The following is a 21,292-nucleotide window of genomic DNA, read 5'->3' on the forward strand; positions in this document are numbered from 1 at the left end:
AAACGAAAATTCTTTCGTTGTTTCGGCATTCGTAATACGCAAATCAACTCAAAATAATATGACAAATAGATTTCAGAAATAACCGGCCGGCATGTAGTGTTCTCCCACATGAGACTTGAGCCCTAGGGAGGGGACGGAGTGGCGTACGACAAGCGTTCTAGGAATATTATTGAAGGAGTGGAACGTTCGCCCAACCGGGCGATGTTTTACGCGCTTGGCTACACCAAGGAAGACTTCGACAAACCGATGATCGGCGTGGCCAATGGCCATTCGACGATTACGCCCTGCAATGGCGGGCTTCAGGTTCTGGCCGACGCGGCCTGCGCCTCGATCAAGGAAGCGGGCGCCAATCCGCAGGTTTTCGGCGTGCCGACCATCTCTGATGGCATGTCGATGGGCACCGAGGGAATGAAGTATTCCCTCGTCTCCCGCGAGGTCATTGCCGATTGCATCGAGATGACCGTCCAGGGTCAATGGATGGACGGCGTTCTGGTCATCGGCGGCTGCGACAAGAACAAGCCCGGCGGCATGATCGGCATTGCCAGGGCCAATGTGCCGGCGGTCTACGTCTATGGCGGAACCATCAAGCCGGGCAATTGGAAGGGGCAGGATCTGTCTGTCATTTCCTCGTTCGAGGCGGTTGGCGCCATTAAGGCCGGCCGCATGAGCCAGGAGGATTTCGACGGGATCGAGCGCAACGCATGTCCGACCACTGGCGCCTGCGGCGGCATGTACACCGCCAACACGATGAGCTCCTCCTTCGAGGCGCTCGGCATGGCGCTGTTTTATTCCTCGACGATGGCCAATATCGACGAGGAAAAGCGTGAATCGGCAGCGGAATCAGGTCGTGTCCTCGTCGAGGCGGTAAAAAAGGGCCTGCGCCCGCGCGATATCATCACCCGCAAGAGTGTCGAAAACGCCATCGCCCTGGTCATGGCGACGGGTGGCTCGACCAACGCGGTGCTTCACTATCTGGCTATCTGCCACGCCGCGCAGGTGGAGTGGACGCTCGATGATTTCGAGCGCGTCCGGCGCAGGGTCCCGGTTATTTGCGACCTTAAGCCTTCGGGCAAGCATATGGCGGTCGACCTGCATCGCGCCGGCGGCATTCCGCAGGTTCTGAAGATCCTGCTGAACGCCGGCCTGCTGCACGGCGACTGCATGACCGTTACCGGCAAGACAATCGCCGAGGAGCTGGCGAATGTGCCGGACGAGCCGCCCGCCGGTCAGGACGTAATCCGGTCGATCAAGGATGCGCTTTATCCCCAGGGCCATCTGGCCATCCTGCGCGGAAATCTGGCCACCGCCGGCGCCGTGGCCAAGATAACCGGCCTGAAATCGACGTCCATAACCGGACCGGCCCGCGTCTTCAACGATGAGCAGTCGGCGATGGATGCGATCCTGTCCGACAAGATTCAGCCGGGCGACATCCTGGTGCTTCGTTATCTCGGGCCGAAAGGCGGTCCAGGCATGCCCGAAATGCTTGCCCCGACATCGGCGATCATCGGGCGGGGACTGGGCGACAAGGTTGGCCTCATCACCGACGGACGATTTTCCGGCGGCTCCTGGGGGATGCTGGTCGGCCATGTCACCCCGGAAGCTTACGAAGGCGGCCTTATCGCGCTGGTTGAAGAAGGCGACAAGATCACGATCAGCGCGGAAAAGGCGCTGCTGCAACTCGATGTCGACGAGGCGGAAATCGAGCGCCGGCGCAAGAACTGGCGGCAGCCGAAACCACGCTATGTAACGGGCGTGCTTTCGAAGTTCGCCCAGCTTGCGCGCCCGGCGAACGAGGGAGCGGTGACGGGCTGACGAGACAGCCAAAGACAACAAGGCGCGGGCAAAAGTATCCGCGCTACCAGGGCAGATGACATCGCAGGTTTGAAGAACGCGGTAACCGATTGGTTCCAGCGCTGGGAGGAGTCATGCGCAATATCGAGTCTGGAATATCTGCCACTCTATCACATGTTTTCCGCATCTGCCGGCGTCACGCATATCGGCCAGGTCTCCTGGGCGCGAGCGTTCTCACGCTGGGAATGGCCCTGGGCGGTATGCCGGCCAAGGCGGCGACCTTCACGATGACGATTGCCCATCTCTATCCGGACGATCTCACCAACAACGAGACGGCGCCTTCGCTCAAACATTTCGAGCAACTGGTCGAAAGCGCCACCAATGGCGATATCGACGTGCAAATCTTCGGCAACGGCGCCCTTGGCGGCGAGGTCGAGGTGGCGCAGCAGGCCCAGGCTGGCGTCACCGTCCAGTCGATCATGCTTGGCTCCGGAACACAGGCCTCGATCTTCAGAAATTACGAGATGATCACGGCGCCGTTCCTGTTCCCCGACTACCAGACGGCTTGGGCGTTTTTCGACTCGCCCTGGTTCGCGGACTTCATGAAGCCGATGGTCAAGGAAAGCGGTCTTCGCTACCTCGGCACGCTCGATGACGGCGGCGGATTCGTAGCCTTCGCCAACAACAAGCGGCTGATAAAGACGGTCAAGGACATTGAGGGCCTGAAGATCCGCGTCGAGGAAAACCAGGCGCATATGGCCATCGTCAAGGCCCTCGGCGGAACGCCGATTTCCCTGCCGTGGGGCGAAGTCCAGACCGGGCTGGCGACAGGCCTCATCGACGGCCATTTCCACGCACCCGGCGTCAACGATATTTTCCGGCTTTACGATGTCACCGACTACACGACGTGGACAGGCCACATCTACAACACGATCACCTGGAGCGTGAGTGAAGCCTGGTTCTCCAAGCTTCCTGAAAACTACAAGGAGATCGTCATTCGCTCCGCCAGGGAGTCGGTGAAGATGGCGCACGGCATCTCCGCTCAGATTTCCGTCGTCGGCTGGGTCAATTCCTGCAAGAAGTTCAAGGAATGCTACCTCCTGCCCGACAGCGAGAAGCAGAAGATGCGCGAAGTCTCGCAGTCCTACTATCGCGACTGGCTGGTCGAGGAGTTCGGTCCGCAAGCTTCCCGGTTCGACGATATCCGCACGGAAGTCGATCGCATCAAGGCTTCCCTCGATGAGGCCGACAAGCGCTACCTGAACTGAACAGCGATCACGGCGGTGGGCCCGCCCGCGTGCCGCCGGCGACGATCCCGCACAGCCAAATCGAACAACCGGAAGCTGGGAAGATCACGATGAGCGCTACCCTGCGACTAAGTAGAATAAGCGACGTGGCGAACCAGATATGCATCGCCATCTGTGCGTTGCTGCTTGTTGCCATGATGCTGGTTTCGACCCTCGGCATCCTGCTCGACCTGCTGCGCATGACACTGCGGTATGTCGGCATGGAAGCCGCACTCCAGTCGGGCGCCTTCGACTGGCTCTACTCCAACACCCGGCCTTCCTTCGTCAGGCTGTTCTTGCCCTGGTTCGGCATGCTCAGCATCACCGTCGCTTTCAAGTTCGGCGAACACATAGCCATCTCCGTGCTGGCCAACAGCATGCCACGCTGGGCTTTGACGACCACGCGCTGGATCAACTACATTTCCGTCGGCCTCTTCGGGCTGGCGCTGCTCTGGTACGGTTACACCTTCTTCCTGCACGCTACGCACATCTTCGTCGTTTCCGACACGCTGCAGATTTCCAATCAATGGATGGCGGCATCGGTTCCCATTACCGGTCTGATCATTTGCATACATCTTCTGGATGGGCTGGCGCTCGTCGAGGAGCGCAATCCAATGCCCTTTGTCGAAGATGAGCCGGCGCATGATCCGCCCGCCGCCAACATACTGGAGGGCGTGTCGTGAGCGCCGCCGCCGGAGCCTTCATTCTCCTCATGCTGATCGGCGTGCCATTGGGGCTCGTCATGACCGCGGCCGGCCTCGTCGGCGCCTACACGATCGGCGGCACGGGCTTCCTCGGCATCATCGCCGACCGGTTCTACGCCGGTGTCTCGGGCTATGTGCTGATCGCCGTGCCGTATTTCATCATCACCGCAGAGATCATGAACCGCGCCGGCCTGACCGATCGCCTGATCGCCTTCGCCGGCAGTCTGTTCGGCCGTGTCCCCGGCGCGCTGTCCCACGTCAACGTCACCACCTGCCTGCTGTTTTCCGGTCTCACCGGCGCCGCCGTCACCGAGACGGTCGCGATCGGCAAGACCCTGATCCCGTCAATGCGGCGCGAAGGCTACAGCGCCGCTTACTGCGCCGCCGTTACCGCCTGCGCATCCATCGTCGGGCCGATCATCCCGCCCAGCATCATCATGGTCGCCTATGCGGCCTCGCTGCGTGACGTGTCCATCCTTGGCCTCTTCGCAGCCGGCATCGTACCGGGCCTGATGATGGGTTTCGGCATGCTGATCGTCAGCGGCATTATCTCATGGCGCCGGGGCTATGCCAGCCACCAGAAAGTCAGGCTGTCCACGGTCCTGCAGACGGGGGCCAGCGCCATTGCCGCCATGGGCATTCCCGTCGTCATTCTCGGTGGCATCCTTTCAGGTCTCACCACGGTGACCGAGGCAGCCGTTCTGGCAGCCGTTTATGCGCTGGTGCTTGGCACGCTGGCCTATCGCAGGCTGACCTGGCAGGACCTTTGGGAATCGGTCGTCGCCACGGTCAGTTTCAGCGGCGTGGTGTTCTTCTTGCTCGGCGCATCGAACGTGCTTGGCTGGTATATCACCCGGTCGGGAATAGCGCTGTATTCCGCCGAGACCATCGCCTCGGTCAGCGACAATCCGGTCATCCAGATACTTGCCGTCGATGCTCTGCTCATCATCATCGGCATGTTCATCGATGTCCTACCGGCGATCATCATTGCCGTGCCCGTTCTGGCGCCGGCATTGGTGGAACTGGGCTTTCACCCGCTCCATGCCGGCATGGTGATGCTGCTTGCGCTCAACCTCGGCAATATCACCCCGCCGGTCGGGCTGACGCTGATGACGGCGGCGCGCATCGCCAACGTTCCCTATGAGAGCGCGATCCGCGAGGCGCTGCCTTTCATGGCGGCGCACGTCGTCATCATCCTTCTCGCCTCGATTTATCCGGCCATCAGCCTGCTCCTTCCGAGCCTTCTCGGTGTCGCGGGATAGGCATGGCGCTTTCACAACAACGACAACAGGCACAGGACGGAAGCATCATGGGAGAAACGCTGCAACGGCTTCAGGCCGTACGCGACAAGGTCGCCGCCGCTGAGCGCGCACGCGGCGGGCAGGCGGCAGCCGTCACACTGGTTGCGGTCAGCAAGACGTTCGAGGCTGAGGACATCCGTCCGGTCATCGAAGCCGGCTGCCGGGTCTTTGCGGAAAACAAGGTTCAGGAGGCCGCGGGAAAATGGCCGGCGCTGAAGAACGAGTTCCCGGGCATCGAATTGCGGCTGATCGGTCCGTTGCAGTCCAACAAAGCCAAGGATGCGGTCGCCGTCTTCGACGTCATCGAATCCGTCGATCGCGACAAGATCGCCGCGGAACTGGCTCGGGAAATGAAAAGTCAGGGCAAGTCGCCGCGCTTCTACGTCCAGGTCAACACCGGGTCAGAACCGCAGAAGGCAGGCATCGAACCCGAAGACGCTGTCGCCTTTGTCGACCGCTGCAAGAATGTTCACGGCATGCAGATCGAGGGGCTGATGTGCATCCCGCCTGCCGGCGAGGACCCCGGTCCGCATTTCGACATGCTGGCGCGGCTGGCGCGCGAGGCCGGCCTGCAAAAACTGTCGATGGGCATGTCCGGCGACTACCAGGCGGCAATCGCTCATGGATCGACGAGCGTCCGGGTCGGGTCGGCGATCTTCGGCAGCCGCACCTACCCCGTAACCGAAAAAATCTGATGGGATTACACGGATGAATATACGCCAACGTCTGAACTACACGGTTACGCATAGCTATGACGGTCTCGACATTTCCGAGAAGGAGAGGACGAGGTTGCTCGACATAGCCAGTTGGAATGGCGCTGTGCCGACCTTCACCCGCCGGGGCCGCGGCGCCTGGGAAGGGCTGCACGAAACCGTTGCGCTGAAAGAAGACCCGACGGTCACATTCCATGCAGCGAAGCTCAAGGGTGTCGGCCTCTGGAACCCTGTCCTGCCCGGCGATGCCGCCTATTCCAACAAGCTCGCCGACGGCTCGGGCGACGATCCGGTGCCGCCATTGACCGATCTTCTCGAATATCTGGTTACCTATCCGCATTTCGGCGTCTCGAACACCGGCGAGTATCAATATGCCTACAGTTCGCCGAGCCCGATCGGCGGCATCGTGCACAGCCGCGCCCATCGCGAATACTGGGCGGCGGAACGCCTGATCGCCCATAACGTGCCGTCCATCGCGCCGCTTGCCGTCATCCAGTACGACAAGTCGCTCGAATTCCAGGGTGAGCCGATGGGGGCCGTGATCACCCTGTCGCCCGGCCTTGCCCCCTACCGCATTTCGGAAGTGCTGTTCGGCGCCGGCGTGGCGCGCGGGTCCGACCCGAAATTCGACGTTCATTACGACGAGATGCGCGCCTGCCTCGGCATCGAAGGCGATCCCGACGACGAGCGGGTGCGCCTCGCCGTCATCTGCGCTCTCGCCCGCGAAGCCGGCAAACTACTGCACGATTTCTCGCTGGCCGAGATGTTCCGCTATTCCGGCGACTGGGGCAATTTCGTCTATTCGACCGAAAGCAGGCGGCTGTTCCTGATCGATCTCGATTCCGTCCAGGACATCAATGTCCTGCCTGAACCGGTGCGACCGCTGCAGGCTTGGCGTGACATCGTCAGCTCCGTCTACCGGATGGTGGCGAAGATCGGCTACCCGACGGCCCTGGATAAATACACGCTCAACAATTTGCTCGAGTTCGATCCGATCACGGCGCTGCTGCAGGGCTATTTCGCCGAAGTTCCCGAAGCCGAGCTGCGGGCGATCTCCAAAAAGATGTGGGGCTATTTCATCCCGCATCTCTTCTTGCTGAAGAAACACCAGAACGCGATCCTGAACGAATGGTCCGGCGATGTCCGCAAGAGTTACAAGATGGACCATGACCTGTTCTACATTCTGGCGCTGACGCTGCTGCAGCCGCTGTTCGAGCGCTCGGCGGTCGGCCGTAAATATCCGAGCCCGATCACGCAAAAGGACATGTGGGGCAAGGCGGAACGCTTCCTCGGCCGGCGTTATGAATATTTCGCCTATCTGATGGGCGAATCCCGGCACGGCTGAGTTAATTGCCGGCCCTCCCGCGACGGGGGCCGGAAACCTCCTGGGGAGCGGGTCGGCGATGAGCGGCATCATACCTTCGATACTGGAGGCGGCAACCGCCCGGGCGGGCGATAGGATTGCCGTCACATTCGAAGACCGGGCGATCTCCTACCGCGAACTGGACGGATTGGCGAACCGCATCGCGCACACGCTGCTGGCGGCCGGTACCCGGCATGGCGACAGGGTCGGCGTCTTTCTCGACAAGTCGATCGAATCCGTCGCCTGTCTCTTCGGCATTATGAAATGCGGTGCCGTCTGCGTGCCTCTCGACCCGACCGGACCGGCAGAGCGGATAGCCTATATCATCGCCGACTGCGCCATCCGGCGGCTCGTCACCAGTGTCGGCAAAAAGCGCAAGCTCGCCGAGATTCTGGCTCTTTCGCCGCCGCTCGGCACGATTGTGACGGTGGGCTCCGGTGCGCTTGACATCGATGCGGGCGATGCTGCCGTCGTACCCTGGGACACGGTGCTCGCCCCGAGCGAAACGGCTTTGCCGCAGACGGCCATCGATACCGATCTTGCCTACATCCTTTACACCTCAGGCTCCACCGGCAAGCCCAAGGGGGTGATGATCACTCATCGCAACGTGCTCTGTTTCGTCGACTGGGCCTGTGAGTATTTTGGTCTGACGCAAGACGATCGCGTCTCCTGTCATGCTCCGTTCCATTTCGACATCACGCTTTTCGACCTCTATGCCACGATGCGGCGGGGTGGCACGGTCTGCCTTGTTCCGCAGGAGATCAGTTTTCTCGGCGTCGATCTTGTGCGCTTCATCGTCGACAACCGGATTACCGTCTGGCAGTCGGTACCGTCCGTGCTGACGATCATCGCCAAGCAGATAACCGGGCCCGGCATTGACCTTGGCAGCTTGAGGACCATTTTCTTTTCCGGGGAAGTTTTTCTGCCCGAGGCACTGCGTGACTTGATGGCGAAGATACCGTCCGCCCGCTACGTCAACATCTACGGTTCGACTGAGATGAACGACGTCACCTGTTTCCCGGTCGATACGCCGCCGTTGGGGCCGGTATTGCCGATTGGCAAATCCTGTTCCCACATGAATGTCTTTGCCCTCGATGACGACGGCGCGCCCGTTACGAAGCCGGGTGCAGTCGGAGAGCTCCATGCACGCGGCGGCACCTTGGCGGCCGGATACTGGGGCGACCCCGAGATGACGGCTGCCCGCTTTATCCAGAACCCGCTGCACGACCGCTTTCTTGATCTGGTGTATCGAAGCGGCGATCTGGTCGAACTGGATGCGGACGGCAACTACCTCTATGTCGGTCGCCGCGACGCGCAGGTGAAAATCCGCGGCTTCCGCATCAATCTGAACGAAGTCGAGGAGGCGCTTTCGCGCCATCCCGCTGTCGAACAGATTGCCGTCGTCGATCTGGAGGACGAGTCCCGGCAACGCTTTCTCAAGGCTTTCGTCGTTCCAGCCGCAGGCGCCGCGCTGGCCTATGGAGACCTGAAGAGGCATTGCCTCGACAAGCTGCCGAAATACATGGTGCCCGAGCAACTGGAGCTGTGCGCCTCGCTTCCGAAAACCTCCACCGGCAAGATCGACCGGCGTCAGTTGCGTCAGGCGGCTACCAGTGCAGGATCGTAGTAAGACGCCAAGTAAAGCACCGGGAAATCAAGCTTTTCCCGAGGGGTCGCCTGATTCCGTGTACAAGAACAAAGATGTGAGAAGTCAGCGCCTATCAAAGAAGAAGAGTGGAGGCTTCGCCCGGATTCGAACCAGGGGTAAGAGGATTTGCAGTCCTCTGCGTAGCCACTCCGCCACGAAGCCATATCACTTCTTTCCGATAGAGACTGGATACGTCAATGTGACGGGATGGTCAACACTTAGACTAAATAAAATGAATTCCTATCGGTTTATATACTATTTGATATATATCGGCCGTGAGGCCTCCTGTGTAGCCGCCGGCCCTTCACAGCGGCGAAGGCGCATGCATGTCCTTCAGGCTGCGAATGACGAAACTGGTGCGCGTGTTCTGGATGCCGCCAATCTTGTAGAGTTTGCGGAACAGAAAATCCTCCAGCCCTTCTGCCCCCTTGACCGCAACTTTGATGAAATAGTCGAATTCGCCAGTGGTCAGGGAAACATCCATGACCTCGGGGAGCGCCGCGACGAGCGTTCCGAACTTTCGAAGGACGTCTTCGTCGTGCCTGTTGAGCGTGACATCGATGAGCACGGTGTCGGTGTAGCCGAGCTGCTGGAAATCGACCAGGGTGGTGTAGCCCTTGATGTAGCCTTCCCGTTCGAGCCGGCGGACGCGCTGCCAGCAGGGGCTCGGCGTAAGGCCTACGCGCTGCGACAGGTCGTTCGTGGTTTGCCTGCCGTCGGCTATAAGCGCGTTCAGGATTTTCCGGTCGGTCGCGTCGATCGGCTTGCTCATTTGAAGTCCTCCACCGTCAAAAGAAACTATTGAGTTTTTGAACGAATAGCGGATTTTCTTTCAGCTGACTAAGACTTATGCAGACTTTTTCGAAAGCTTTTATCTCATAGTCCGGTAAAATAAACTGTGTCGCGGTTGCTTGGTCAAATGCGCGGCGGGAGACGGCCGGGAGACGTTTCATGGCACCTGCTTCAAAATCAACATCTGTCGGGCCTGAAGCCGGCGCAACATCAGCGCCGCTGCGTTTTCACGTCCCGGAACCAGAAGTCCGGCCCGGCGGCGCGCCGGATTTCTCCAGGGTCAAGATTCCGGAGGCCGGATCGGTCGAACGCCCGCCGGTCGATGCCGATCCGGAATCGATCCGCAAACTGGCCTTCTCCATCATCCGCGTCCTCGATCGCAAAGGCGAGGCCGTTGGCCCCTGGGCCGGCTCGCTGACCGACGAGGAACTGGTTGAAGGCCTGCGGCACATGATGCTGCTGCGAACCTTCGACGCCCGCATGCAGATGGCGCAGCGGCAGGGCAAGACGTCCTTCTACATGCAGCATCTGGGCGAGGAGGCGGTCTCCTGCGCTTTCCGCAAGGCGCTTGCGCCGGGCGACATGAATTTCCCGACCTACCGACAGGCCGGCCTGCTCATTGCCGGCGGCTATCCGATGGTCACGATGATGAACCAGATCTATTCCAATGAGGCCGATCCGCTCAAAGGCCGGCAGCTGCCGGTGATGTATTCGGCCAAGGAGCACGGCTTCTTCACCGTATCCGGTAATCTCGCCACCCAGTTCGTCCAGGCGGTCGGCTGGGCCATGGCCTCGGCGATCAGCGGCGACACCCGCATCTCCGCCGCCTGGATTGGCGATGGCTCGACCGCCGAATCGGACTTCCATTCCGCGCTTGTTTTCGCCTCCACCTATAAGGCGCCTGTGGTGCTCAATGTCGTCAACAACCAGTGGGCGATCTCGACGTTCCAGGGCATCGCGCGCGGCGGTTCCGGAACCTTTGCCGCTCGCGGGCTCGGCTTCGGCATCCCGGCGCTGCGGGTTGATGGCAACGATTATCTGGCCGTCAACGCCGTGGCCAAATGGGCGACCGAGCGGGCGCGCAGCAATCTCGGCCCAACGCTGGTCGAATATGTCACCTACCGCGCCGGCGCGCATTCCACCTCCGACGATCCCTCGGCCTACAGACCGAAAGCCGAGTCGGACGCCTGGCCGCTTGGCGATCCCGTCATCCGGTTGAAGAACCACCTCATCGTCAGGGGCATCTGGTCCGACGAGCGCCATACCCAGGCGGAGGCAGAGGTGCTGGACGAGGTCATCACCGCCCAGAAGGAGGCCGAAAAGCACGGCACGCTGCACGCTGGCGGCAAGCCGTCCGCCCGCGACATGTTCGAAGGGGTCTACGAAGACATGCCGCCGCATCTGAAACGCCAGCGCCAGCAGGCGGGAGTCTGATGCCGATGGTCCACGCCGTTCGCCGCTTCCTTGCTATCGGAGCCTGACCCATGCCGCGCAAGACAATGATCGAAGCCATCCGTGACGCCATCGACGTATCGATGGGCCGCGACGAGCGCGTCGTCGTCTATGGCGAGGATGTCGGCTATTTCGGCGGCGTCTTCCGCTGCACGGCCGGCCTGCAGGCCAAATACGGGAAATCGCGCTGCTTTGACGCGCCGATCAATGAATCGGGCATCGTCGGTACCGCCATCGGCATGGCGGCCTATGGGATGAAGCCCTGTGTCGAAATCCAGTTTGCCGACTACATGTATCCGGCCTACGACCAGCTGACGCAGGAAGCGGCGCGTCTGCGCTACCGCTCCAATGGCGAATTCACCTGCCCAATCGTCGTGCGCATGCCGACAGGTGGCGGCATCTTCGGCGGCCAGACGCACAGCCAGTCGCCTGAAGCGCTGTTCACTCACGTCGCCGGCCTGAAGACGGTCGTGCCTTCCAATCCCGCCGACGCCAAGGGATTGCTGATTGCCGCCATCGAGGATCCTGATCCGGTCATCTTCCTGGAACCGAAGCGTCTCTACAATGGGCCGTTCGACGGCCATCACGAGCGGCCGGTGACGCCATGGTCGAAGCATGAACTGGGGGAGGTCGCCGACGGTCACTACAAGGTGCCGCTCGGCAAGGCGGCCATCCGACGCAAGGGGTCGGCGGTGACCGTGCTTGCCTACGGCACCATGGTCTATGTGGCCTTGGCCGCCGCCGAGGAAACCGGCATCGACGCCGAGATCATCGATCTGCGCACCTTGCTGCCGCTTGATCTCGATACGATCGTCGAGTCGGTGAACAAGACGGGTCGCTGCGTCGTCATTCATGAAGCGACGACGACCTCCGGCTTCGGAGCGGAGCTGGTGACGCTGGTCCAGGAGCACTGCTTCTACCATCTCGAAGCGCCGGTCGCCCGCGTCGCCGGCTGGGACACGCCCTACCCGCACGCGCAGGAGTGGGACTATTTTCCCGGCCCGGCCCGCGTCGGCCGGGCGCTGATCGAAACGATGGAGGCCTGAGATGGGTGAACATGTCATCAAGCTTCCCGATGTCGGTGAGGGTGTTGCCGAAGCCGAGCTGGTCGAATGGAATGTGAAGGTCGGCGATCTCGTGCGCGAGGACAGCGTGCTCGGCGCGGTCATGACCGACAAGGCGACGGTGGAAATTCCCTCGCCGACCGATGGCGAGGTGTTGTGGCTAGGCGCCGAGGTCGGCGATACGGTGGCCATCGGCTCGCCGATCGTCAGGCTGAAGGTAGCCGGCGACGGCAATGTTGTTGAAAGCGACACGGCCACGGCAAAGCCGGAAAACTCTCCGAAGGCCGACCTTGCCGCAGTTGAAGAGACGGCCAGGTTGGAACCTGCTGTCGTGGCAAAGTCGCCAGAGTCAAAGCCGGTATCGAAACCCGCTTCCGCCAAGGTTCTCGCAAAACCGGCATTGTCCGGCGCGCCGCGTCCCGAAGGGGAAAGGCCGATTGCTTCGCCGGCTGTGCGCCAAAGGGCGAAAGAGGCGGGGATTGACCTGCGCCAGATAGCTGGCAGCGGACCCGCCGGCCGTATCACGCATGAAGACGTCGAAGCCTTTCTTGTTCGCGGGCCGCAAACCGCAGCTACGGCAGGTGGCCTCATCCGGAACAACACTGTCGAGGACATCAAGGTAGTGGGTCTGCGCCGCAAGATCGCGGAAAAGATGAGCCTTTCCAAGTCGCGCATCCCGCACATCACCTATGTCGAGGAGATCGACGTCTCTGCCCTCGAAGAACTGCGTGCTTCCCTCAACAAGGACAAGCGTGCTGCCAATGGATTGGAAAGGCCCAAGCTGACCATCCTGCCGTTCCTCATGCGCGCCATGGTCAAGGCGATTGCCGAGCAGCCGCAGCTCAATGCCGTCTTCGATGATGAGGCCGGCATCGTCCACCAGCATGGCGGTGTCCATATAGGCATGGCGGCGCAGACGCCGAACGGTCTCGTCGTCCCGGTCGTCAAACATGCCGAGGCGCGGGACCTGTGGGACTGCGCCGCCGAAGTGATCCGCCTAGCCGAAGCCGCGCGCTCGGGCGCGGCGACGCGGGAGGAACTTTCCGGCTCGACGATCACCATTACCTCGCTGGGCGCGATGGGTGGCGTGGCGACGACGCCGGTGATCAATCATCCAGAAGTCGCCATCGTCGGCGTCAACAAGATGATGGTCAGGCCAGTCTGGGACGGCGCCCAGTTCATCCCGCGCAAGATGATGAACCTGTCCTCGTCGTTCGACCATCGCGTCATCGACGGTTGGGACGCGGCGGTGTTCGTCCAGCGCATCAAGGCGCTGCTGGAAACGCCGGCGCTGATTTTCATGGATTGAGAGAACGCTCGTGAAAGACATCACCTGCAAGCTTCTGGTCATCGGCTCTGGTCCGGGCGGCTATGTCTGCGCCATTCGCGCCGGCCAGCTTGGCATCGACACTGTCATCGTCGAAGCGCAGAAGCCCGGCGGCACCTGCCTCAATGTCGGCTGCATTCCTTCCAAGGCGATCATTCATGCCGCCGAAGAATATGAGATCGCGCTGCATCATGCCGCCGGGACAAGCCCGCTCGGCATTTCCGCCGGCGCACCGAAACTGGATTTCCGCAAGACCATCGCCTGGAAGGATGGCGTGGTCAGCCGCCTCAATGGCGGTGTCGCCGGCCTTCTGAAAAAAGCCAGGGTCAAGGTGGTGCAGGGCTGGGCCGTCTTCCGCGACGGCAAGACCGTTGCGGTGGACACCGAAACCGGCGTTCAAGTCATCAGGGCCGAAACGATCGTCATCGCCACGGGGTCGGCGCCCGTCGAGCTGCCCTTCCTAAAATTCGAAGGTGACGTCATTTCATCGACCGGCGCGCTGGCGCTGGCCGATGTCCCAAGACGTCTCGCCGTTGTCGGCGGCGGCTATATCGGTCTCGAACTCGGCATCGCCTTCGCCAAGCTCGGTTCGAAAGTGACCGTGGTGGAGGCGCTGCCGCGCATCCTTGCCACTTACGATGCCGAACTGACGCGCCCGGTTGCCAAGCGGCTGGGCGAACTCGGCGTTACCGTTTTGACCGGAGCCAAGGCGAAGGGGCTTTCGGCCAAGGGCGATGCGCTGCTCGTCGAGGATGCCGGGGGCGGTGACCAGAAGATCGCAGCCGACAAGGTGCTCGTCACCGTCGGCCGCAAGCCGCTCACGGAAGGCTGGGGGCTGGAGGAGATCGATCTGGCGATGAACGGCCGGTTCATCCGTATCGATGACCAATGCCGCACATCGATGCGCGGCGTCTATGCCATCGGCGACGTCACCGGCGAGCCGATGCTGGCCCATCGCGCCATGGCGCAGGGCGAGATGGTGGCTGAGATCGTCGCCGGTCACAAGCGTTCTTGGGACAAGCGCTGCATTCCGGCGATCTGCTTTACCGATCCGGAGGTAGTCTCTGCCGGTCTCTCGCCGGAGGAGGCCAAGGCGACTGCGCCCGAAATCAAGGTCGGGCAATTCCCCTTCCAGGCCAATGCCCGCGCCATGACGAAGGTCGCGGAAGACGGGTTCATCCGTATCGTCGCGCGCGCCGACAACCACGTCGTGCTGGGCATTCAGGCCGTCGGCCAGGGCGTGTCTGAATTGTCAACGGCGTTCGGGTTGGCAATAGAAATGGGCGCCCGGCTGGAAGATGTCGCCGGCACGATCCATGCTCACCCCACCCAGGGTGAAGGGTTCCAGGAAGCCGCGCTGAAGGCGCTCGGCCACGCGCTGCATATTTGAAGCGGCTGTCGCGTGGCGAAAAACCGTGCCGTGAAGCGGCAATGAACCCAGTAATAGATTCCATGACTATCCACACCGGGAAATATATATTTCTAACAAAAAGCACTACGTTCTAATCTCCTCCTGAGCGTCCCGCATGCGCGCTCGAACAATTCCGGAGGAGAACGACGTGCGAGCATTGAGAGCGTTTCTGTCTGTCGTTCCGATTGCCGTCGGAAGACATGAGCCAGAGGCGTTTTCATTTCATCCTTCATCCACTGTGAAGAAATAGTCGCCGCGCCTGGATCCGTCCGGATTCACGGTTGGTCTGCAACGAATGCGGCTGTGCAACCGATCGGTTCACCCAGCGCGCAGATTACAAACCAGGAAACGTCCCTATGTCCAACACCGACGTAAAACGCTCAGGGCTCATGGAAAACTGGCCGACCCTGGCTGTGGCCGCGCTTGGCGCCTTCCTCGTGATCATGGATGTTACGGTTGTGGCGGTCGCCCTGCCGTCCATCGAGCGCGACCTCAACTCAAGTTTCGCCGAGCTGCAGTGGATCATCAATGCCTATAACATCGCTTATACGTCGGTGCTGGTCGCCGTCGGCGCGCTCGCCGACCGGATCGGCCGCAGGCGAACGATGGTGACCGGCCTCGCCCTGTTCGGCGTGATGTCGCTCGTCGTCGGTTTGGCGAATTCGCCCACCGCGCTCATCTGGGGCCGTCTGGCGCAAGGTCTCAGCGCCAGCGCGATGCTGATCCTTGGCGTGGCGTTGATCTCTCATGCTTTCCAGGGCGCCGACCGCGCCAAGGCGTTCGCGTTCTGGGGCGTCTCCATCGGCGTGGCAGCCGCCTTTGGACCCATGATCGGCGGCGTGCTCGTCGATTTCCTGAGCTGGCGCTGGATCTTCCTGATTAACATTCCGCTCGTGGCGATACTGATCGCGCTCTGCTACTGGCGCGTCGAGGAATCCCTCGATCCGAATCCAGGCAAGTTCGATTGGCCGGGCATAGCAAGCTTCACCGCGGCATTTGCGCTCCTGTCCTTCGCCGTCATCGAAGGCGGCGAACTTGGCTGGAACAGCACACCGATCGTCAGTTCCTTTATCGCATCGGCGGCGCTCTTCCTTTTGTTCGTGTGGATTGGCTTGAGTTCGAAAAACCCGGCCTTCGATCTCGGCCTTTTCCGCATCCCGACTTTCACCGGCGCGCAGCTCCTTTGCATGCTGAGCAGCGTCACCTTCTGGGTCATGCTGGTCTACCTGCCGCTCTACTTCCAGGTGATGCGCGGCATGTCGCCCTGGGCGGCCGGCCTGATGCTGCTGCCGCTGACGGTGCCTCTGCTCCTCTTGGCTCCCCTTGGCGCCAAGCTGGCCGCACCATCCAGTCTCGGCGTGCGTGGCCTGATGATCCTGGGCTGCCTGCTGCCGGCCATCGGCTTTGTCTGGCTGGCCGTCGCGCCGCCGGAGTCGATCGCCCTTTGGGTCGTCGCGTTCCTCATCATCGGCATCGGCACCGGCCTGATCAACGGTGAACTCGCCAATGTGGCGACCGCCGTTGTCCCGCCCGAGCGTGCCGGTCTTGCCTCGGGCATCAACATTACCTTCCGCCATGGCTCGTTCACGCTGGCCATTTCACTCGTCGGCGCCATTCTGCTTGCAAGCGTCACCGCGCAACTGGCCGCCGCGCCGGTGGCCGCCGCTCTCAGCGACCTGCCGCGGACGGCCAATTTGATCGCGCTTGGCGATTTCAGCTCAGCCGTCAGCGGAGCGCCGGCGGGCGCCCAGGAAGCATTGACCCAATTCGGCAGGGCCAGCTTCGAAAACGCCTTCTCACTCATCATGGGGATCGTTGCTCTCCTGGCGGTGCTGGCGGTGATCTGCGCGGTGTTCATGATCCGGCGCAGCGATCTGCCGGCAGCCGAGCCGGTAACGTCCAGCAGCTGATCGCTGCGGATTGAAGCCTGCAGCTTGCGGGCGGGATTTCGAGGCCGCGCGATTTTCGCGCGGCCTTTTCCTTCCGACCAGCGTCTGTGTGACTCGGTTCACGGAAGTGATGGGATTGGCGTCCGCTTATCAGTGCAGACATCAAAAAAATGGCCCCGAAGGGCCATTTCGTCGAGCAGTGCACAGAACGGCGCAACAGCTCAACTCCAGTAGGTCAGCGGCGCCTCGTCGCCGCGATAGCCGATGAACGAGGACATGGTGACGCGGTCCGATCCCTTGCCGGGCGTCACGCCGTGTATGAGCTGCGAGTTGAAAATCACCAGGTCGCCCTGTTCCGGCCGGATCAGCAAAGGCGGTTCGCCGAGCACCGTTCGGTCCAGCCCGTCGCTGATCACCATTTCCTTGTCCTGATCGGGGGTCGGTTCGCGCAGCCACAGTTCTATCTCGCCGCCCTCCTGCGGCATCTTGAGATAGATGTTGACGGCAAGCTGGCCAGTCAGGTCGGATTCGCCGTTGATGAGCATGCGTCCCAGCCGGTCGCTGTGCGGCAGCATCTTGGCGCCGGGATCGATGACGCGGCAAGTCCCGACGAAGCACTTGTGCTCGTCGATCGATTCGATGTTCGATCCCGCCGGCCAGATTTCCTCGAGCATCAGCCGCAGATGGTCGAGCGGCGTGATGTAGGGATACATCAGATTGCGGATATCCCAGACCGCCTGGATGGCTTCGTCGTGGTACCGGATGGCGTTGCCGGCATCCTGGCCGACGTCAACATACCCCATGCCCAGGCGCTTGAGCGCAGTCTGCGTCTTGTAGGCTTCGAGCTTGGAGTTCGCCGCGATCTTCTCGGCAAATTTCAACGAGATGTCGCGCGGATAGAATCCAGGAACATGGATGACGTCTATCTCCTTGGCGACAAGTTTCCGGATGCTGTCCGGGGTCAATTCTTTCGCGATCTTTGCGCTGGTCATCGTCTCGGGCTCCTCCTGGCCAACATGCTGATTCGATTGATGCTGAACGGAACGCTTTATGTCGCTCCTCACTCTTGCCCGGCTTCAACAGTGGCAACCCCTGGCTTGGTCTAGTTCGGCTTCGCCTGGCCAGCCGCCATGGCCCTGACTTTCGCCGCGGCCAGCGGGTTTCTCAGCGTTCCGGCATACTGAAAGCCTTTCGCCGGATCGTTGGGGTCAAGAAGCTGCTGGTTGTCGCGAAGCTGCAGGCGGTTGATGCAGTTGCGGGGAAATTCGGCGATGAAGAGATCGTGGCGGGAAAACTTCTCGGCCAGCTGCGGCTGGCTGGCCTGGTAGTCTTCGACGCATTTTGCCACCAGTGTCCAGAAGCGCTGTTCCGGCAGGACGCCCTTGTCGTCGAGGATCGCCGCCAGATGGCGGAAATAGCAGTCGAAGACGTCGGTGAAGATGCCGTCCAGCCAGACCTCGTCGCGCACGGTGATGCAATTTCGTTGCACCGTCTCCGGCAGGCCGGCGCCGTCGTTGAGGATACGCATCTCCTCGGCGATGTCCTTCATGACGATGCGGGCGGGAGCATTGTCCTCCAGCATGAGAATGACGTTTTCGCCATGCGGCATGTAGATGATGTCGTAGGCGTAGAGGCAGTGCAGGATGGGCGACAGATAAGCCTTCAGGTACCGCTCTATCCAGGTATCGGCATCCAGGCCGGAAGCTTCGATCAGCGCGGCCGTCAGCGACTCGCCCTGCGGATCGAGATGCAGCAGCGCCGCCATGGTCATCAGCCGCTCGTTCTTGCCGAGCAGCGCCACCGGGCTCTCGCGCCACAGCGCTGAAAGCATGTGCTTGTAGCCCGAGTCCGATTTCAGGCCCTGTTCGTAATAGCTGTTGCGATAACCGAGTGTGGCTGCTTCGCAAATGATCTGGAACCCGTTATCCTGGAGGTATGGATCGGCATTTACCAGCCCGCGCACCCAGTCGTTGACTGGTGGCGTGGCCGCCATGTCCTCCGGCGACAACCCGCGCATCAGCATGAAGCCCATGTTGAGAATGGACAGCGCCATCTTCACATAGCGCCTAGTCGGATGGCTGATGTTGAAGAAAGTCCGGATCGACTGCTGCGGAAGATAGAGATCCGGCGACGGGCCGAGATAGACCACATTATTCAGGGCGATTTCCGCGGCGAAACTCATCGAGATGCGGTTGAACCACTGCCAGGGATGAACCGGCATGAAATAATAGGCGTCCGCGTCGAGCCCCTTGGCTTCGAGGATGGACTTGAAGCCGGCGATCGTTTCGGCGCCGAGTTCCTCGTCCATCAGCCGCTGATAATCCAACCCCTGCATGGCGGTGAAAGTGGCGTTGCGGCGCACCACAGCCACCCAGATAATGCTTTGGGCATGGGCTGCTTCCGGCGCATAGATCGGATAGTCCAGCGTGTCGAAGCCGATGCGGCCATTGTTGGCGACGAAGGTCGGATGGCCCTCGGTCATCCCGGTTTCGATCTGCTGGTATTCGCCGAGCGCCAGCCGCGCGGCATGATGCGGCTTGAAGGCGCGCTTGTAGGCGGCGCCGTAGAGAATGCTGCTGATCTCGTCGAGATAGACAGCCATCATCGCTTCACGGATGCCGAGAGGCTTCTGGAATTCGATGACGAACTTCAACGCATCGAGCGGCACGGCTTTGCCATCGATCGATTTTCCGATCGAGTCCGGGTCGATATGCCAGTGGTCGAGGCTCATCTTTCGGGCGCGGAAACGGTATTGCAGCCGTTGCGCCTCGTCTGCCAGCACATAGGTCTGCCAGATGCCATCGGCACCCGTAGCAATCGGCTCGAGCAGAAGTTCGTGCGCGAATTCCGCGATCGCCTTGCGCACCAGAAGCCGGTTCACCTGCGACCATGTCTCCGGTTCCAGCTGGGCGACTGCAATGCGGCCGGCGTCCTGAAGAGACGGGTCGTTATGCTGATCCATGGTCCGGGCTCCTCGCATCAGCGGCAATGTCATTTTTCAGGCGAGTTCACGCCGGCCAGCATCGACACCGGCCCACCCGCGGTCTGTGTGGCGGCCGTCTCGGGCGCACCAAAGCGCTGGAACGCCACGCTGCGCTCGATCGGGTAATATTCGCGGCCCAGGATTTCCTTGATGATGCAGGAATTGCGGTAGCAGGCCTGGCCAAGGTCGGGCGGGATGAAACTGTCGGCATGCGGCTCTGCGCTCTGCACGAAGATCTCATTGCCTTTGAGATCGACGGAACAATTGCGCGCCACGGCGAAGCGGCCATTGTCGCGCCAGTTTATGCGGTCGGCGATAGACTGGACGAATTCGGGCTGCTTGAAGCGGTAACCGGTCGCCATGATCACCGCTTCGGTTTCGAGATCGAAGCTTTTCTCCTCCTCGCGCTGGAAGAGACGCAGATTGAACCTGTGGTTCCGGCTGTCGTAGTCGCAGGACGACAATTCGGTGTTGGTCATCAGCGTCGTGTCGAAGTCGCTGACAAAGCGCTTGCGGTAGAGAAGATCGAAGATGTCGTTGATGAGCGACGCATTGATGCCGCCATAGACATCCTTCATCGATTTGACGAGGCGGGCGCGTTTTTCGGTCGGCAGCGTGTAGAAATAATCGGTGTAGTCTGGCGACGTGTGCTGCAGCGTGAACTTGGTCAGCTCCATCGGCGTGAAGCGTGGCGAGCGCGTCATCCAGTTCAATGTGTAGCCGTAGCGATCGATGTCCTTGAGCAGGTCGTAGTAGACTTCCGCCGCGCTCTGGCCGCTGCCGACGATGGTGATGGATTTCTTTGCTCTCAGCCTGTCCTTGTTGGCCATATAGGTGGAGGTGTGGACAAGCTCGTCCTTGAGATCGGCACAGAAATCGGGAATGGCGGGCGTCATGCCGGAACCGAGGATCAGCCGGCGGGTCCAGTAAGTCTGTTGCTCTCCCGTCTTGGTGTTTCGGGCGACGACTTGATAGAGACCGCTCGCCTGATGGTAATCGACGCCTTCGATTTCGGTGCTGAACATGACGCTGTCGAGCTGCGCCGCCGCCCATTGGCAATAGCGGTTGAATTCGTTGCGCAGCAGGAAGAAGTTTTCCGTCACGACAAGGTACGAATAGAAAGAATAGATTCGGCCCTGCCGCTTGAGATAGTTTAGGAAGCTGAACTCGCTTGTCGGGTCGGCGAGCGTGACCAGATCGCACAGGAACGGTGTCTGCAGCGTCGCATTTTCCAGCAGCATTCCCGCATGCCAGTTGAATTCGTCGTTGCGTTCCAGGAACAGGCCGTCGATGTCTTCGATCGGCTGCGTCAGGCAGGCAAGACCGAGATTGAACGGCCCGACGCCGACGCCAATGATGTCATATACTCTTGAGTTCATCCCATTCTTCCCGAAGATAATCGGCTGTCGAACCCGCCGCGTCCGGCGGGGCAAATCATGCGGGCTTGATGAAGGCTCTGCTTCTGGCAACCGTAAGCCGGGAGAGCCTCGGTTATACGGCTGCCGGCTGGGTCGTATGCTGGCTCAGCGCACAAACATCATGGCTGAACCATCAGCGAGGGTTTTTCC

General features: G+C 61.0%; 16 protein-coding genes and 1 tRNA gene. 12 read left to right on the plus strand and 5 right to left on the minus strand.

The window, feature by feature from the left end; genetic code table 11:
* Positions 1-138 precede the first annotated feature (138 nt).
* From ilvD to ASD44_RS14610, 7 genes are all read left to right on the plus strand, one after another.
* Positions 139-1,812 (plus strand): dihydroxy-acid dehydratase, encoded by a 1,674-nt coding sequence (gene ilvD, locus ASD44_RS14580; protein ID WP_056113386.1) that lies wholly within the window; start codon positions 139-141, stop codon positions 1,810-1,812.
* A 224-nt stretch (positions 1,813-2,036) separates the two neighbouring features.
* The gene (dctP, locus tag ASD44_RS14585; protein ID WP_056113389.1) at positions 2,037-3,059 is read left to right on the plus strand and encodes a TRAP transporter substrate-binding protein DctP; all 1,023 of its coding nucleotides are present in this window, start codon (positions 2,037-2,039) and stop codon (positions 3,057-3,059) included.
* An 89-nt stretch (positions 3,060-3,148) separates the two neighbouring features.
* Positions 3,149-3,760 carry a TRAP transporter small permease subunit gene (locus tag ASD44_RS14590; protein ID WP_082542485.1) on the plus strand — a complete coding sequence of 204 codons (612 nt, stop codon included), beginning with the start codon at positions 3,149-3,151 and terminating at the stop codon, positions 3,758-3,760.
* A complete protein-coding gene (locus ASD44_RS14595) occupies positions 3,757-5,043 on the plus strand; it encodes a TRAP transporter large permease (RefSeq protein ID WP_200946422.1) in 1,287 nt (428 codons plus the stop codon). The genes ASD44_RS14590 and ASD44_RS14595 overlap by 4 nt, the downstream gene beginning before the upstream one ends.
* A gap of 47 nt (positions 5,044-5,090) precedes the next feature.
* Positions 5,091-5,777, plus strand: coding sequence for a YggS family pyridoxal phosphate-dependent enzyme (locus ASD44_RS14600; RefSeq protein ID WP_056113396.1), 687 nt, complete (start codon positions 5,091-5,093; stop codon positions 5,775-5,777).
* A gap of 13 nt (positions 5,778-5,790) precedes the next feature.
* Positions 5,791-7,140, plus strand: coding sequence for a hypothetical protein (locus ASD44_RS14605; protein WP_056113398.1), 1,350 nt, complete (start codon positions 5,791-5,793; stop codon positions 7,138-7,140).
* A 58-nt stretch (positions 7,141-7,198) separates the two neighbouring features.
* Entirely contained in the window at positions 7,199-8,785 is a 1,587-nt protein-coding gene (locus ASD44_RS14610; protein ID WP_056113399.1) for an amino acid adenylation domain-containing protein, read from the plus strand.
* 108 nt (positions 8,786-8,893) lie between these two features.
* Here the strand turns inward: ASD44_RS14610 and ASD44_RS14615 are convergent.
* Positions 8,894-8,968 (minus strand) — tRNA-Cys (locus ASD44_RS14615).
* 142 nt (positions 8,969-9,110) lie between these two features.
* Positions 9,111-9,578 carry an Lrp/AsnC family transcriptional regulator gene (locus tag ASD44_RS14620; RefSeq protein WP_056113402.1) on the minus strand — a complete coding sequence of 156 codons (468 nt, stop codon included), beginning with the start codon at positions 9,576-9,578 and terminating at the stop codon, positions 9,111-9,113.
* Positions 9,579-9,757: 179 nt separating this feature from the next.
* Between ASD44_RS14620 and ASD44_RS14625 the strand changes: the two genes are divergently transcribed.
* From ASD44_RS14625 to ASD44_RS14645, 5 genes are all read left to right on the plus strand, one after another.
* Positions 9,758-11,032 (plus strand): 3-methyl-2-oxobutanoate dehydrogenase (2-methylpropanoyl-transferring) subunit alpha, encoded by a 1,275-nt coding sequence (locus tag ASD44_RS14625; RefSeq protein WP_056113406.1) that lies wholly within the window; start codon positions 9,758-9,760, stop codon positions 11,030-11,032.
* A 50-nt stretch (positions 11,033-11,082) separates the two neighbouring features.
* The gene (locus ASD44_RS14630; protein WP_056113410.1) at positions 11,083-12,096 is read left to right on the plus strand and encodes an alpha-ketoacid dehydrogenase subunit beta; all 1,014 of its coding nucleotides are present in this window, start codon (positions 11,083-11,085) and stop codon (positions 12,094-12,096) included.
* A gap of 1 nt (position 12,097) precedes the next feature.
* Entirely contained in the window at positions 12,098-13,423 is a 1,326-nt protein-coding gene (locus ASD44_RS14635) for a dihydrolipoamide acetyltransferase family protein (RefSeq protein WP_056113413.1), read from the plus strand.
* A gap of 10 nt (positions 13,424-13,433) precedes the next feature.
* The gene (gene lpdA / locus ASD44_RS14640; RefSeq protein ID WP_056113416.1) at positions 13,434-14,831 is read left to right on the plus strand and encodes a dihydrolipoyl dehydrogenase; all 1,398 of its coding nucleotides are present in this window, start codon (positions 13,434-13,436) and stop codon (positions 14,829-14,831) included.
* A gap of 377 nt (positions 14,832-15,208) precedes the next feature.
* Positions 15,209-16,762 (plus strand): MFS transporter, encoded by a 1,554-nt coding sequence (locus ASD44_RS14645; protein ID WP_056206831.1) that lies wholly within the window; start codon positions 15,209-15,211, stop codon positions 16,760-16,762.
* 200 nt (positions 16,763-16,962) lie between these two features.
* Here the strand turns inward: ASD44_RS14645 and ASD44_RS14650 are convergent, their stop codons facing one another.
* The 3 genes from ASD44_RS14650 to ASD44_RS14660 form a co-directional block, all read right to left on the minus strand.
* Positions 16,963-17,733, minus strand: coding sequence for a 2OG-Fe(II) oxygenase (locus tag ASD44_RS14650; RefSeq protein ID WP_056113421.1), 771 nt, complete (start codon positions 17,731-17,733; stop codon positions 16,963-16,965).
* Between the two features lie 110 nt (positions 17,734-17,843).
* Positions 17,844-19,703 carry an IucA/IucC family siderophore biosynthesis protein gene (locus tag ASD44_RS14655; RefSeq protein WP_056113424.1) on the minus strand — a complete coding sequence of 620 codons (1,860 nt, stop codon included), beginning with the start codon at positions 19,701-19,703 and terminating at the stop codon, positions 17,844-17,846.
* A gap of 29 nt (positions 19,704-19,732) precedes the next feature.
* Positions 19,733-21,103, minus strand: coding sequence for a SidA/IucD/PvdA family monooxygenase (locus tag ASD44_RS14660; RefSeq protein ID WP_056113426.1), 1,371 nt, complete (start codon positions 21,101-21,103; stop codon positions 19,733-19,735).
* Positions 21,104-21,292: the final 189 nt, after the last annotated feature.

Origin of the sequence: Mesorhizobium sp. Root554 (assembly GCF_001427025.1) — a bacterium.
In the GTDB taxonomy this organism is placed as follows: domain Bacteria; phylum Pseudomonadota; class Alphaproteobacteria; order Rhizobiales; family Rhizobiaceae; genus Mesorhizobium.